The organism is Halobacillus sp., from assembly GCF_049282395.1.
Classification (GTDB): domain Bacteria; phylum Bacillota; class Bacilli; order Bacillales; family Halobacillaceae; genus Halobacillus.
Map to the genome: position 1 here is coordinate 1 of NZ_JBAPTY010000461.1, position 15,164 is coordinate 15,164.

The following is a 15,164-nucleotide window of genomic DNA, read 5'->3' on the forward strand; positions in this document are numbered from 1 at the left end:
ATTTGGTATTTTCAATTTACATTTTGGAAGAACCCTTTTTCAATCAACAAACGATAATTTTTGTGTTAAAAGGTATGGTCGTTTTATTTATCATGTATTGAATTAACCGATTAAAGTATTAATTGCAACAGAAGAAGATTAAAACAATTAAAAAACGAGGTGCGTATGTGTGAATGAATACACGTATCCAATTATTGCTGGTATTTTGGTCGGTACGGCTTTAAGGGTCTTTATGCTTCGAACCGACTATCGTCAGTATCCTACCTACTTACACGGGAAAATTATTCATTTATCGCTGGGTTTTATAGCGGCTTCACTCGGGACTATAGCCATTCCTTCTATAATGGAAAAAGAATTTACAGCTGTTACCTTTTTAACGTTAGCTGCTTCCCAGTTCAGAGAAGTTCGCAACATGGAAAGAAATACGTTAACAGAAATGGATTCTTATGAACTTGTACCCCGGGGAAACACTTATATTGAAGGGATTGCTGTCGCTTTTGAAAGCAGAAATTACCTGGTTATTTTTACTTCCTTTATTGTTACGCTGTGCTATTTAGCAATAAATGGATGGGCAGCTCTAGGGGTTGCTTTAGTGTGTTTTGTTATTTCTTCCCAGTTAATGAGCGGTTCCAAGCTTTCCGATATCGTAACGGTGGAACTCTCAGAACTTAGCTTTAAAGGGGCAGGTTTATATGTAGATAACATTTATATCATGAACATAGGACTTCCTGAACGTCAGGACGAAATATTAAAGTATGGGATGGGATTCATACTGACCCCTAGGTCTTTTAGTGTGCGGTCCACTATAGCTAACCTTGGCCAGCGTCAAGCAATTTTACATGATGTCTCCGTTACTCTTGGAGTTTTTAGAGATTCTGGAACCCCTGCACTTGTTCCGTTAATTAAGCGAGATCTTAACGATGGGAGAATTGGTGTTTTTATATTACCTCAGGAAAAAGACCCAGTAAGAGCCAAAGAAATTATTTCCTCCGTGCCAGTACTGGAAAATGCCATACAAATGCCGTCAAGGAAAAGAAACCGGGAGGGCTAAATTATGAAGATGGAAAAAGCAATTTTAGCAGCGATCACAACCCAATCAGAAAAAGTAACCGGGAGCACGGCGGTTTTCCATTGTGAAACCAAGGAAGAAATGGAAGCTGTAGCTGCTAATCTTGAAGCTATCCTTGATGGAATCGCTCACGCTCTTAGTGATCGATTATATATCATAGTAAAGCATTAATGAAAGCGGATCAGTAAATGAAAGCGGCTCAGTAATTGTTTATTTTATTAATGTCTGCTAAAATATTAGAGTTAAAGGATTTCTGCTGTTCTGCGGAAGGAAAGCTGCGCATCGGCTATCCGCGGAAGAGCAGTATTTTTATGTTGCGTGGTATAGAGGAATAGAAAACTTAGGTAGATTTCTGTTTCTTGTACCTCGGTATTTTAAAGACGAAGAAAACGTGGAATAAGTAAAATAGAAAAGAAGAAAGGAAGATCCTTTCATGAGAAAATCTGTCATGGCTATTGTTGGACGGCCGAATGTGGGGAAATCAACCATATTTAATAGGCTTGTAGGGGAAAGAATTTCGATTGTAGAAGATACACCTGGAGTGACGAGAGACCGTATTTATGCAGAGGGAGAATGGCTGAACGAACGGTTTAATGTCATTGACACGGGTGGCATTGAACTTGGTGATGAGCCTTTACTTGTTCAAATGAGAGAGCAGGCTCAGGTAGCTATCGATGAAGCGGATGTTATTGTGTTCATGGTTAACGGCCGTGATGGAATTACCGGTGCTGATGAAGAAGTTGCGAAGATACTATACAAATCAAACAAACCTGTCGTGCTTGCCGTAAATAAAGTTGATAATCCAGAAATGAGAGAAAACATCTATGAATTTTATTCTCTTGGTTTTGGAGAACCTCACCCTATATCCGGTACGCATGGTCTAGGTCTTGGGGACATGCTGGATGAAGTGGTCAAACACTTCCCGGATAAAATGATAGAAGAAATTGACGACGATATTATTCGTTTTAGTGTAATTGGTCGTCCTAATGTTGGAAAATCTTCATTAGTAAATACTCTTTTGGGACAAGAGCGAGTCATTGTAAGCGATATAGCAGGTACAACTAGAGATGCTATAGACACCCCGTTTTCAAAAGATGACCGAGATTACGTTATAATTGATACGGCAGGGATGAGAAAACGCGGAAAAATTTACGAGGCTACTGAAAAATACAGTATAATGAGAGCGATGAAAGCTATAGAGCGATCCGATGTGGTTTTATCCTTGATTGATGCAGACACAGGTATTCAGGAACAGGATAAAAAGATAGCCGGCTATGCTCACGAAGCCGGAAAAGCTGTTATTATTGTGGTAAATAAATGGGATACAGTAGAAGTGGAAGAGAAAACGATGAAAGAGTTCGAAGACAAGGTTCGTTCCAACTTTCGCTTTTTAGATTATGCTCCTGTTGTATTTTTATCAGCAAAAACTAAAAAGCGTGTTCATACCTTACTTCCAAGAATACTGGAGGCAAGTGAGAATCATGCCAAACGTGTTCAAACAAATATATTAAATGAAGTGATTATGGATGCTTTGGCTATGAACCCATCACCTTCCATAAAAGGGCAAAAGTTAAAAATCTTTTATGCCGCGCAGGTATCTGTGAAACCTCCAAGCTTCGTAGTATTTGTAAACGAACCGGAACTGATGCACTTCACGTATGAACGTTTTCTTGAAAATCGAATTCGCGAAGCTTTCGGTTTTGAAGGTACGCCTATTAAAATCTTCGCCAGAAAGCGGAGTTAAGGGAATTTCAAGAAGGGAGCAGGTATCATGGGAAAAGTAGCCGTTTTAGGGGCAGGCAGCTGGGGAACAGCTCTTGCCATTGTCCTTGCAGATAATGGTCATGAAGTAGCTCTTTGGGCTCACCGTAAAGAGCATGCAGATGAGATAAACGAAACACGTGCAAATGAGAAATATTTAAAGGGGGTTACCATACCTGAACGGATAGTTGCTGATAGTCAGTTGGACCGGGTCGTGAGTGGAGTCGACCACATCCTGCTTGTTGTACCAACGAAAGCTATGCGTGAGGTATGTCAGAACCTTAGGAAGCTCATCGACCATAAAGTAACCATTACACATGCATCGAAAGGGATTGAACCTGAGACTTTTAAACGAGTTTCAGAAGTCATTCATGAAGAGATCCCTGAAGAGTTATACGAGGATATTGTTGTATTATCAGGACCTAGTCACGCTGAAGAAGTAAGCTTACGTCAGCCGACAACGGTTACGATCTCCTCGAAGAAGCTAGAGGTGGCAGAAAAGGTACAGGACCTTTTCATGAATCGGCAGTTCCGTGTTTATACTTCTCCTGACCTCATCGGTGTAGAACTGGGCGGCGCCCTGAAAAACATTATAGCTTTGGGGGCAGGAATATCAGACGGCTTAGGTTATGGTGATAACGCCAAAGCTGCTTTAATTACAAGAGGATTGGCTGAAATTGCACGTTTAGGAACTTCTATGGGAGCTAACCCCCTCACTTTTTCCGGCCTTACGGGCGTTGGGGATTTAATTGTTACTTGTACCAGTTCACACAGCCGTAATTGGCGTGCCGGATACAAATTAGGGCAGGGAAATGATTTGGATGAGGTGCTTGACGAGATGGGAATGGTGGTTGAAGGAGTACGAACAACGAAAGCGGCTTACCAGCTCTCTCAGACGCAGGATGTAGAAATGCCTATAACTTCTGGTATTTACCGAATTTTATTTGAAAAAGCCCATGCAAGAGACGTGGTGGACCAGTTAATGACAAGGATCCGCCGTCATGAAATGGAGGACCTCACAAATATTCTTGATGAACAAATGAATGACTGACACATATAGAACCTCGTGCATATACTATCCAGAACCTAACGCACGAGGAGGTCAATTGTTTATGAGTGATTTTCAAAAGAATATCTTTGATCATTTGAAGAAGAAAGCTAATATCGACGCAGAAGATGTTTTTAACGTGGCAAATTCTGTTCAAAATGCTGATTTTAAAGATGAGAAAACGGTGCGGCGTTTAGTACGTCAATTGGCAAAAATAGCAAACAAACCGGTTTCTAAGAAGAAAGAAGATAAAATTGTTGAAGCTATTACGAAACAGAATATGCCTTTGGATATGAATACTTTAGGTAAGTTTTTAAAAGGATAGTTAACGAGTGGGCGTCTGAGGAGGCGGCCCTTCGAAAAAATGCATATGATAACACGCAGCAATTATTACACATGAGCTGGATAGGGAATTATTTAGTCAAACCGGAGCATAGCTGCTCCGGTTATTTTTCTTAGAAAAAATGGAAAATGAATGAACCTTACATAAAATGCTGGGTTAGTATAGTTTCTTTGACTCGATATAGGAAGGTGTTTCCGCTTAGAGGCAAGCGTGTGGTATAATATCAAAAGCAATTTGTGTACAAAGGGGGACAATAATGTCTGAATCAATGCTCAATATGTACATCTCCTTTGCCGGAATTTTATTCTTGTTTCTGGCGATTGGATTGATTTTATTAAGCAGGCATAAATTAAAAGGTGTGCTCTCTGGAATTGTAGCCTTTTTAGCCTATGTGTTTATGATTCTGGGAGGTCTAATTATATTTTACATCGTATTTAGTGGACCGACAGCTTAAGGAAATGGAGGGCTCAACATGAAAATGCTAAAACTATGGACTGTGCCATTCCTTCTTGTCATATTGACGGGCTGTCTTTATCCAAGTAACCAGCTGCAAAAGAATCAGGTGCCTAACCAGGTTCAGTTAGAGTCTATCCAAAACGCGGTAGACACCTTTCAGGAAAATACAAATGGACTGTTACCTATTAAGACTAAACCTCAGGATACACCCATTTTTCAGAAATATCAGCTGGATTTTGAAAAGTTGAAGCAGCAAAACTTAATTGGCGAACCTCCTGGTACGGCCTTTGAGAACGGAGGATATTATCAGTATGTTATCATTTATCCAGAGGACAACCCTACAGTAAAAGTACTCGATTTAAGAACGACTGAAACACTTCGCTCGTTACAGGTGAAAGTAAAATTCTTCAGGGATAATAATCGTTATCCACCATTTGGAGATCAAATTGCTAAAGGTGTCTACGCCCTTGATTATGAAAAAATAGGTCTAGACGAACCTCCTATGATAGATAGTCCTTATTCTCAGCAAATGCTGCCCGTTTATTTAAATTCAGAAGGAAAACTGTTTATAGATTATCGAAAAGACTTATATGAATATCTTAAAAACAAGGATCATTCCTATGAATCTGGTGAAGATATCCGCTATTTACTTACGGACCATGCCCCGTTTGTGCCAGGTTATTCTGAACCCTACACCATACGTGATGGTGAACCCATCTTTATGAGCGAATATCAGTCATCTTGAAAAAAGCCGTTCCCAGTTAAGGGAGCGGTTCTTTTTTCGTACTGAACGTGCTTAAAAGGATGAAGAATGATCTTTCCCCCTGTCTCATAACCTTTAAAGAGCTAGTCCGGAGCGTATTACAGGAACACGATTCATTTAATTATATTATGAAGTTATTAATTTCTGGCATATTTCACTTAGATGATGTCATAGAATTAGATTGTCTAGGCTTGTATGATGGTGAAATTTTATTTGGGAGGGGATCCTTTGGAAAAGGTAGATATCTTTAATGATATTTCCAAACGGACGAATGGTGATATTTATCTGGGAGTAGTGGGGGCTGTACGGACTGGTAAATCTACATTTATAAAGAAGTTTATGGAATTAGTAGTCTTACCGAACATGGAAGAGGAGTCTGAAAGGGAACGTGCGTTAGATGAGCTTCCGCAGAGTGCAGCTGGAAAAACTATCATGACCACAGAACCGAAATTTGTTCCTAACCATGCAGCTACAATTAATATTGATGACCATCTGGATATACGTGTCCGTATGGTGGACTGCGTCGGATATGCTGTAAAAGGCGCTGTTGGTTATGAGGACGAACATGGTCCGCGGATGATTCATACACCATGGTATGAAGAAGCCATTCCTTTTCAAGAAGCAGCGGAAATCGGCACTCAAAAAGTTATCCAGGAGCATTCAACCATTGGAATTGTAGTAACTACTGATGGGACGATTGGAGAAATTGCACGTGCCGATTACGTAGAGGCTGAAGAAAAAGTAGTCGATGAGCTGAGAGAAGTCGGTAAACCTTTTATCATGATTGTTAATTCAGCTCAACCTCATGCTGATAGTACAGAGCGGTTGAGAAGTGAACTTTCAGAGAAATATGATATCCCAGTTCTGGCCCTGTCGGTCGAAAGTATGAGAGAGCAGGATGTACAAAGTGTTCTTAGAGAGGCTTTGTTTGAGTTTCCTGTCCTTGAGGTCAATGTAAACCTGCCAAGCTGGGTAATGGTGCTTGATTCAAGGCACTGGTTAAGAAACAATTTGCAAAATGCAATTGAAGACACAGTGAAGGACATTAAACGGCTGCGTGACGTAGATACTGTCATAGGAAACTTTGATCATTATGAATATATTACTGGAGCCCATATTTCTGGAATGGACCTTGGAGAAGGGGTGGCAGAAATTGATCTGCAGGCTCCTGAACACCTTTATGACCACGTGCTAAAAGAGATTGTTGGCGAGGAAATTCGCGGCAAAGATCATCTTTTGGAAATTATGCAGGATTTCGCCATCGCCAAAAGAGAATATGACCAAGTAGCAGATGCTCTGCAAATGGTGAAACAAACCGGCTATGGCATAGCAGCTCCATCTTTAGAGGATATGTCTCTGGAAGAGCCTGAAATAATACGCCAGGGTTCAAGATTCGGCGTTAGGTTAAAAGCAGTTGCCCCTTCCATTCATATGGTCAAAGTCGATGTACAGTCTGAGTTCTCGCCAATTATAGGTACAGAGAAACAAAGCGAGGAACTTGTAAGGTATTTGATGCAGGATTTTGAAGAAGACCCATTGTCTATTTGGAACTCAGATATATTCGGACGCTCGTTAAGCTCAATTGTTCGTGAAGGCATTCAGGCTAAACTTGCTTTAATGCCGGAAAATGCAAGATATAAATTGCAAGAAACGCTGGGGAGAATTATTAATGAAGGCTCCGGCGGCATGATAGCCATCATCCTATAACGGCTCCCAGTGGGCCGTTTTAATTTTTTTGTGCAATTTTTTTTATATAATAAAGGGATTTTCTGCTCCTGTGTCGTAATAACTCGTATGGAATGTTTAAAAAAGAGTAAAACCCCTTCATATCAGTAGTTGCGGCTTCTTGCACCTGCTTGAGGTTTATGGTAAGCTACTCTTGAACTGAAGCGGAATTCACTCCTGTAAATCGCTTTGTAACGCGATTGTTAAAGGATTCTCTATTGAATTTCGTTGGAAACTCGTTTAGTATAAGGCTTGTCATCATTTGATGACTGCTACATCAACATTTATAGTGGTTCTTTCCACTTGAATGAGATTAACCCTCTTGAGAGGAGGTGAATGTCATGAACAAAACAGATCTAATCAACGCTGTATCTGAAAAAACAGATCTTTCTAAGAAAGATGCTACTCAAGCTGTCGACTCTGTATTCGAATCTATCATGGATTCACTAAAAGATGGTGAGAAAGTTCAGCTTATTGGATTCGGTAACTTTGAGGTTCGTGAGCGTGCGGCACGTAAAGGTCGTAATCCACAAACTGGTGAAGAGATCGAAATCTCTGCTAGCAAAGTTCCTGCTTTCAAACCAGGAAAAGCCCTTAAAGACGCGGTAAAATAAAAAGCTACATAGGGCTTTGGAAAAGGGTGCATTGCGCACCCTTTTTTTCTTATTAACAAACGTTTTGTTCAAATAGATATGAATGTTTTGACATCAAAATACTTCTAAGAGATAGTAGTAATTAAAGAAAGGAGATTGTTGCAAATGACAACTTCTAATAATGACTTTTTTGTTATTAAAGCTTTAGAAGACGGTGTAAATGTTATAGGATTAACGCGAGGTACAGATACAAGATTTCATCATTCAGAAAAACTTGATCAGGGTGAAGTAATGATTGCCCAATTTACTGAACACACTTCTGCCGTTAAAGTTCGTGGCAAAGCCGTTATACAGACAAGCCACGGAGAAATGACGAATGAAGGGGAGGAATAGGCTCTCATTACGTATAGAGAAGCTACATAAAAAGCGTTTGAAGGTGAATTGTGCTATAATAGGTGTGGTTTATTAGTGTTCACGAAGGGACCAGGTGATCAAGTTGAATTCCTCAGATCATTACATCAAACAATTGAAACAAAAAATTGAATCGAAAGTTCGCCATCCTTTTTTGGCGCGTTTCATACCGGAACCTGCTGTGGATGAGGATAAGCTGGTAATTTTATCTTCGATCATGGATCATACCAGTCTTTCTTCTGTGAAAAAGGAACAGTATATTATTACCACTATGCTGGTTCAAATAGCTTTGGACACCCATGATCTTGTAACACTTACAGAAGATGAAGATGACCAGGAAACCATCAGGAACCGACAGTTAACTGTTTTAGCAGGGGACTATTACAGTGGACTCTATTATTATTTATTGTCTCAACTTGAGGATATACCCATGATTCAAACGCTTGCAGGTGCTATTAAAGAAATTAACGAATTAAAAATGGAGCTATACTATAAAGATGTAGAGTCATTTCAAGAATTTCTGAACGGTCTAAAGAAAATAGAATCGTTACTCATTCAAAGAGTGGCTTCTTATGTTCAAAGAACAACAATTAATGATATGGCAGGAGAATGGCTCCTGGCAAAGAAACTTCTTGAAGAGAAGAAAAGTTATCAGGAAGGTAAATTTTCTCCACTCATCGATGTATTAGTTAAGCGGCCGGGTATTCTGGGGAATAGTGGACAAGTAATCGTAAACATTGAACAAATGCTTCAGAGTCACGTGCATCGGCTGGAAGCAACGGTCTCTCAGCTACCGATTCATTTTAACGGGCTCAAAACCCATGTCCACTCTGCTATTCATCATCAATTCAATCAGAGACAGATTGCGGAAGAAGGTTAAATATGGGCTCACAAACTAAAGAAGAACGTGTTCATCATGTATTTGAACAAATATATAATCGATACGATCAGATGAATTCCATTATTTCTTTTCAACAGCATCGTTTGTGGCGAAGAGATGTGATGAAAAGAATGAATGTAAACGAAGGAGACAGAACGCTTGATCTGTGTTGCGGGACGGGAGATTGGACAATGGCTTTAGCGAAAGAGGTTGGTCCAACTGGCAAAGTAGTAGGGCTGGACTTTAGCGTAAATATGCTCTCCGTGGCCATTAAAAAGAAATTGGCCTTAAAAATGAGGCAAGTAGAATTTGAGCACGGCAATGCTATGGAATTGCCTTTTGAAGATGATCAATTTGATTACGTTACAATTGGATTCGGTTTAAGAAACGTTCCGGATTATAGGCAGGTTCTATCAGAAATGCTACGGGTGGTAAAGCCTGGTGGAAAGGTTGTCTGTTTGGAAACATCGCAGCCGGAAAACCCTGTTTTTAAATCTATTTATTATTTCTATTTTAGAAATATAATGCCTTTATTTGGAAAGCTCTTCGCTAAAAGTTATCAGGAATATAGCTGGCTCCATGAATCGGCTAAAGATTTTCCAGGGAAAAACGAATTAAAAGAGCTGTTTGAGGATATCGGTTTTAAGAACGTAATAGTCAAATCCTATACTGGTGGCGTTGCGGCCATGCATATGGGTGAAAAGCAATAATTAAGGATGAAGCACAATGAAATTAGCCATGATCTACTCATTTCTGAAAAACGATCTATCTTCTATAGAAACTGCTGTAAATGAGACCATACAGTCAGATAATCCGGTGTTACGCGAAGCTTCGAGCCAACTGCTACAGGCTGGTGGAAAGCGTATAAGACCAGTATTTGTTCTGTTAGCCGGTAAATTCGGTGATTATGATATTGAACGTATGAAGGCTGTAGCTGTGTCTTTAGAACTTATACATACTGCTTCTCTCGTTCACGACGATGTAATTGACGAGTCAGAGCTCCGAAGAGGAGAGCCTACAATAAAGTCACGCTGGGATAACCGAATCGCTATGTACACAGGCGATTATATTTTTGCGCGCTCTCTTGAAAACCTGTCTGCTCTTGAAAATCCCCGGGCGCATCAGATTTTAGCTAACACTATGGTTGAACTTTGTTTAGGTGAAATTGAGCAAATCAGGGATAAATACAATGTGGATCAGAATTTGCGTACATATCTTCGTAGAATAAAAAGAAAAACGGCTCTTCTGATTGCGGCTAGCTGCCGTTTAGGAGCTATTGCAGCCAATGTTACCCCCCGTGAAGAAAAAGCTTTATATCAATACGGGTATTATGTAGGTATGTCTTATCAGATCATCGACGACGTTCTTGATTTTACTTCTTCCGAAGAAGAACTTGGCAAACCAGCGGGAAGTGATCTTCTACAGGGAAATATTACATTGCCTGTTCTATATTCGATGGAAGAAAGCGATTATAGGAAGAGTCTGGAAGAGTTGTTTATAAGAAAAGATCAATTAAACCCAGAAGATATTAAACCGTTGCTCGAGCGAATTAAAGCTAATGATTCTATCCCCCGGGCTCTGCAGTTAAGTGACCGGTATTTAAAAAAAGCTTACGAATCCTTGGATAAGCTTCCTCCAAATCGTGCTAAACAGACTTTAAAAGGGATTGCTAAATACATTGGAAAAAGAAGGGCATAATGTATTGCCTTCCTTTCCAAACTTTGATAGAATTTGCTATAGCACTTATTAAAAGCGCTTTCACACTATACATAAACTGAGGTGGATGACATGGAAAAGACTTTTTTAATGGTTAAGCCTGATGGAGTTCAACGTAATTTAATTGGTGAGATTACTTCCAGATTTGAAAAAAAAGGGTATAAATTAGCAGGTGCTAAACTTATGGTTATTTCAAATTCGTTGGCAGAAGAACACTATGGCGAACATAAAGACAAACCTTTCTTCAGTGAGCTGGTAGAATTTATCACTTCCGGCCCTGTATTTGCTATGGTATGGGAAGGTGAGAATGTAATCGCTGGGGCTCGTCAGATGATGGGGGCCACTAAACCTTCCGATGCAGCACCAGGAACGATCCGCGGGGACTTCGGGGTAACAGTAGGCAAAAACGTCATTCACGGATCCGATTCAGCTGAAAGTGCTAAAAGAGAACTAGAGCTTTTCTTCAATTCTGATGAAATCTTAAATTATCAAAAAGATAACTTAAACTGGGTTTACTGAGCATAAATCCTTTCAAAAACCGCCTGGATGCAGGCGGTTTTTTAGTGTGATAAATTACGGTCGATTATCGTTTACATACCAGAATGGTTCAGCTACTCTAGTAGAGAATAGATCAGTTAGAACAAGGAGCCCGGGTTATGAATGAGGATTATGAAGAATTCGTCCAACTTTTACATACACAAACAGGTATTGATCTCTCCCTCTACAAAGAAGTTCAAATGAAACGAAGATTGACTTCGCTGCGGGATAAACGTGGGTATTCAACTTTTTTAAATTACTATTCTTCCTTTCATTCCCATCCTCACTTATTGGAAGAGCTATTAGACAGGATGACTATAAACGTTTCAGAGTTTTACCGTAATCGAAAGCGGTTTGAATTTCTGGAAAAGAAAGTTCTTCCTTACCTCCTGCAAAATAAAGATCACATAAAAGTTTGGAGTGCAGCGTGTTCTACGGGAGAAGAGCCATATACTCTAGCTATGATTATCAATCACTTTCTCCCTCTGCAAAACATCGAGATCATTGCTACTGATTTGGATGGTCAGGCTCTGGAGAAAGCTAGACAAGGTGTTTATCCTCAAAGATCGCTTAAAGAAGTGCCTGAAGGAATAAAAAGAAAATACTTTGTAAGGACAGGGGCTTCTTATAATGTCAAAGATAATATAAGAAACTGTGTTACCTTTAAAAGACACAATTTGTTAGCGGATCCTTTCATACCTTCCTGTGATCTTATTGTTTGCAGGAATGTGTTAATCTATTTTACTGAGAAAGCTAAGCATCATATTTACGAGAATTTCAGTCGTTCCCTTGAAAATGGAGGAATACTTTTTGTGGGTAGCACCGAACAGATATTTTCGCCCCGACGATATCAACTAGAAGTCTTTGACACATTTTTTTATAAAAAAACGGAAAGTAAAAGTAAGTAAGCGCTTCCAATGTCTTTTTATAAAAATTCGAACAATTTTGCGACACAAACGTTTATGCGTATGATATAGTAGTACGTAAAATTTATTGCTGAGATTAACTCAGTTCACTATACAATCAGGAGGGATGTTATCCATGCGTTATTTAACAGCAGGTGAATCTCATGGTAAGCAGTTGACAACTATTATAGAAGGGGTACCTTCCCATCTACCTTTGCTAAGCGAACAGATTAACGAATCTTTAATTAGACGGCAAGGTGGGTATGGCCGTGGGAAAAGGATGCAGATTGAAAAAGACTTAGTAGAGATTACGAGCGGGGTGCGACATGGTTATACGATGGGTTCACCTATAACTTTGGTTGTCCATAACGACGATTTTAAACACTGGACTGATATCATGGGAGAAGATCCACTTCCTGAAGATGCTAATATACGAAGAAAAGTAACGAAGCCGAGACCGGGACACGCTGATTTAAATGGTGGAATGAAGTACGGGCACCGTGACATGCGAAATGTTCTAGAACGTTCTTCTGCGCGGGAGACGGCTGCCAGAGTTGGGGCAGGAGCCGTGGCTAAGGTATTGTTAAGTGAACTAGGAATTGAAGTCGCTGGATACGTTCGGGAAATTGCAGGCATCGTAAGTGATGTAGATGAAAATCTGACGTTACAGGAACGACGGGAAATATCTGAGAATTCACCTGTGCGTACTTTTGATGAAAGCGCAGCTGAAAAAATGAAAAAAGCTATCGATGACGCTAAAAAGGATGGAGACACTATCGGAGGGGTCACCGAAGTTTATGTAGAAGGTATGCCTCCTGGACTTGGGTCTTATGTTCAATATGACCGTAAGCTGGATGCTAGAATTGCAGGCAGTGTTATGAGCATTAATGCGTTTAAAGGAGTAGAATTCGGAATAGGTTTTGAAGCAGCCCGTCGAAACGGCAGTGACGTTCATGATGAAATTCTCTGGAGTGAGGAACGAGGCTATTACAGACGTACGAACCGTCTTGGAGGATTCGAAGGAGGTATGACCACTGGTATGCCAATTGTGGTAAAAGGGGTTATGAAGCCTATCCCTACTCTTTACAAGCCGCTTCAAAGTGTGGACATCGATACTAAAGAGCCATTTAACGCTAGTATTGAACGTTCTGATTCCTGTGCTGTTCCTGCAGCCTCTGTTGTTATGGAGCATATTGTAGCTTTCGAATTGGCTAAGGCTATTACGGAAGAATTTCCATCTGACTATTTCCCAAGGTTAAAACGTGCTATTGATGATTATCGTAAGGAAGTCAGGGAGTTTTAAATGAGCTCTTTGACTATTCATGCAAACTCTCATGATTACGAGGTCATTATAGAAGAAGGAATTCGGCACGAACTGCTAAATTATATAGCCGGTGACTATCAGAAAGTATTAGTCATAACAGATGACAAAGTTTCTAATATCTACTTGAATGATGTGATCCGTGGACTAGGGAGAGAGTTTGATGTTCACACTTCTATAGTTCCGTCTGGAGAATCATCTAAGAGTATGAGACAGTATGAGCGATTACTGGATGCGTGTGTAGAAGCTCAGCTTGACCGTCACTCCTTAATTCTCGCGTTAGGAGGAGGTATGATTGGAGATCTTGCTGGGTTTGTAGCTTCTACTTATTTGAGAGGAATTGATTTCATCCAAATGCCTACGACGATCTTGGCACATGACAGCAGCGTGGGAGGAAAAGTGGCAATCAACCATCTTAAAGGCAAAAATCTGATAGGAAGTTTTTATAATCCTGTAAAGGTTATTTATGATACCGAAACATTGCTTACGCTTCCGGCAGAAGAGATCCGTTCTGGGTATGGAGAAGTCATTAAACACGCTTTTTTAAGCAGCGAAGAATGGTGTAGTAACCTGCTTCGAGCTACGTTAGACAATATATCTAGTGAACAGATAAAGGATGACCTGATGAAAGGGATTAAGGTCAAGGCAGGAATCGTAGAGAGTGATGAGCGTGAAAAGGGAATAAGAAGGTATCTAAACCTGGGCCACACCCTGGCACATGCGATAGAGTCTGAACTTGGTTACGGAAAAATCACCCATGGAGAGGCAGTTGGTATTGGCTTATGGTTTGCCTTACGTGTTAGTCAAAGGAAACTGAACGCTTCCCTGCCAGTGGACCGCTATCGTGAATGGCTGAAGTCCAATCATTATCCATTCGATATTCTTAAGGACTTAGAGATGGATACTTTGCTTAAACGCATGAAGTGGGATAAAAAAACGGTTCATCAGAAAATTAATTATGTCCTGTTGAGTCAGGTCGGAACACCGTGTGTTGTCGAATTAAGCGATCAGGAAATACAAACAGACTTGAATCTATTTATTAAAGAGGTGAGAGCCACATGATCCGAGGTATCAGAGGGGCTACTACAGTGTCAGTAAATAGATCAGAAGAGATCATAGACAAATCTGTAGAACTAATGCACGATCTTATTCGTCAGAATCAAATTCAGCCAGAGCAAGTTGTATCCATTTATTTTACAGTTACAGAGGACCTGAACGATGGCTTCCCAGCCAAATCCCTGAGGCAGATAGAGGGATGGACTTATGTCCCTGTTATGTGTATGAGAGAAATTCCGGTTCCCGGAAGTTTACCTAAGTGTATCCGAGTAATGGTAACGGCTGAAACCGATGCAGCACAGCATCATATTAAGCATATTTATCATTATGAAGCGAAACAGCTTCGACCGGATTTAAAGAGTTGAGAGGAGCGTTCCTGTATGAAAGCTAAAGACATTTTAAGAGATATGAAACCTTACAAACCAGGAAAAGGAATAGAAGAAGTAAAAAAAGAATACGGGCTTGAACGAATCGTTAAGCTAGCTTCGAACGAAAACCCATTTGGATTTTCTCCTAAGGTGAAACAAGAACTACCTGAGTTAATCACTAACTTAGAAATTTATCCTGATGGATATGCAGC

Annotated in this window: 18 protein-coding genes and 1 pseudogene; all 19 read left to right on the forward strand. The window is 40.1% G+C overall.

Going from position 1 to position 15,164, the window contains the following annotated elements:
* Window positions 1-169: 169 nt before the first annotated feature.
* Window positions 170-1,051 carry a YIEGIA family protein gene (locus WAM07_RS18845; RefSeq protein ID WP_422168921.1) on the forward strand — a complete coding sequence of 294 codons (882 nt, stop codon included), beginning with the start codon at window positions 170-172 and terminating at the stop codon, window positions 1,049-1,051.
* 3 nt (window positions 1,052-1,054) lie between these two features.
* Window positions 1,055-1,240: a capping complex subunit for YIEGIA gene (locus WAM07_RS18850; RefSeq protein WP_014643531.1), complete on the forward strand. Its 186-nt coding sequence runs from the start codon at window positions 1,055-1,057 to the stop codon at window positions 1,238-1,240.
* 262 nt (window positions 1,241-1,502) lie between these two features.
* The gene (gene der, locus WAM07_RS18855) at window positions 1,503-2,813 is read left to right on the forward strand and encodes a ribosome biogenesis GTPase Der (RefSeq protein WP_422168922.1); all 1,311 of its coding nucleotides are present in this window, start codon (window positions 1,503-1,505) and stop codon (window positions 2,811-2,813) included.
* Window positions 2,814-2,840: 27 nt separating this feature from the next.
* Window positions 2,841-3,881, forward strand: coding sequence for an NAD(P)H-dependent glycerol-3-phosphate dehydrogenase (locus tag WAM07_RS18860; RefSeq protein ID WP_422168923.1), 1,041 nt, complete (start codon window positions 2,841-2,843; stop codon window positions 3,879-3,881).
* A 61-nt stretch (window positions 3,882-3,942) separates the two neighbouring features.
* Window positions 3,943-4,203: a stage VI sporulation protein F gene (locus WAM07_RS18865; protein ID WP_422168924.1), complete on the forward strand. Its 261-nt coding sequence runs from the start codon at window positions 3,943-3,945 to the stop codon at window positions 4,201-4,203.
* A gap of 274 nt (window positions 4,204-4,477) precedes the next feature.
* A complete protein-coding gene (locus WAM07_RS18870; RefSeq protein WP_224892601.1) occupies window positions 4,478-4,675 on the forward strand; it encodes a DUF2768 domain-containing protein in 198 nt (65 codons plus the stop codon).
* Between the two features lie 18 nt (window positions 4,676-4,693).
* Window positions 4,694-5,422, forward strand: coding sequence for a hypothetical protein (locus tag WAM07_RS18875; RefSeq protein WP_422168925.1), 729 nt, complete (start codon window positions 4,694-4,696; stop codon window positions 5,420-5,422).
* A 246-nt stretch (window positions 5,423-5,668) separates the two neighbouring features.
* A complete protein-coding gene (gene spoIVA / locus WAM07_RS18880; protein ID WP_422168926.1) occupies window positions 5,669-7,147 on the forward strand; it encodes a stage IV sporulation protein A in 1,479 nt (492 codons plus the stop codon).
* Window positions 7,148-7,506: 359 nt separating this feature from the next.
* On the forward strand, window positions 7,507-7,779 hold the full coding sequence (locus WAM07_RS18885; RefSeq protein WP_014643523.1) for an HU family DNA-binding protein: 273 nt from the start codon (window positions 7,507-7,509) through the stop codon (window positions 7,777-7,779).
* 144 nt (window positions 7,780-7,923) lie between these two features.
* On the forward strand, window positions 7,924-8,151 hold the full coding sequence (mtrB, locus tag WAM07_RS18890) for a trp RNA-binding attenuation protein MtrB (protein ID WP_014643522.1): 228 nt from the start codon (window positions 7,924-7,926) through the stop codon (window positions 8,149-8,151).
* Between the two features lie 94 nt (window positions 8,152-8,245).
* Entirely contained in the window at window positions 8,246-9,049 is an 804-nt protein-coding gene (locus WAM07_RS18895; RefSeq protein WP_422168927.1) for a heptaprenyl diphosphate synthase component 1, read from the forward strand.
* Window positions 9,050-9,051: 2 nt separating this feature from the next.
* Window positions 9,052-9,759 carry a demethylmenaquinone methyltransferase gene (locus tag WAM07_RS18900; RefSeq protein ID WP_422168928.1) on the forward strand — a complete coding sequence of 236 codons (708 nt, stop codon included), beginning with the start codon at window positions 9,052-9,054 and terminating at the stop codon, window positions 9,757-9,759.
* A gap of 16 nt (window positions 9,760-9,775) precedes the next feature.
* Window positions 9,776-10,747, forward strand: coding sequence for a heptaprenyl diphosphate synthase component II (gene hepT, locus WAM07_RS18905; protein ID WP_422168929.1), 972 nt, complete (start codon window positions 9,776-9,778; stop codon window positions 10,745-10,747).
* A gap of 90 nt (window positions 10,748-10,837) precedes the next feature.
* The gene (gene ndk / locus WAM07_RS18910; protein ID WP_422168930.1) at window positions 10,838-11,284 is read left to right on the forward strand and encodes a nucleoside-diphosphate kinase; all 447 of its coding nucleotides are present in this window, start codon (window positions 10,838-10,840) and stop codon (window positions 11,282-11,284) included.
* 137 nt (window positions 11,285-11,421) lie between these two features.
* Entirely contained in the window at window positions 11,422-12,210 is a 789-nt protein-coding gene (locus tag WAM07_RS18915; RefSeq protein WP_422168931.1) for a CheR family methyltransferase, read from the forward strand.
* A gap of 133 nt (window positions 12,211-12,343) precedes the next feature.
* A complete protein-coding gene (gene aroC / locus WAM07_RS18920; RefSeq protein WP_422168932.1) occupies window positions 12,344-13,510 on the forward strand; it encodes a chorismate synthase in 1,167 nt (388 codons plus the stop codon).
* Window positions 13,511-14,590 carry a 3-dehydroquinate synthase gene (gene aroB, locus WAM07_RS18925; protein ID WP_422168933.1) on the forward strand — a complete coding sequence of 360 codons (1,080 nt, stop codon included), beginning with the start codon at window positions 13,511-13,513 and terminating at the stop codon, window positions 14,588-14,590.
* Window positions 14,587-14,949 carry a chorismate mutase gene (aroH, locus tag WAM07_RS18930; protein WP_422168934.1) on the forward strand — a complete coding sequence of 121 codons (363 nt, stop codon included), beginning with the start codon at window positions 14,587-14,589 and terminating at the stop codon, window positions 14,947-14,949. Before aroB ends, aroH begins: the two co-directional genes overlap by 4 nt.
* Window positions 14,950-14,964: 15 nt before the next feature.
* Window positions 14,965-15,164, forward strand: a pseudogene (locus WAM07_RS18935) (histidinol-phosphate transaminase); the annotation flags it as partial.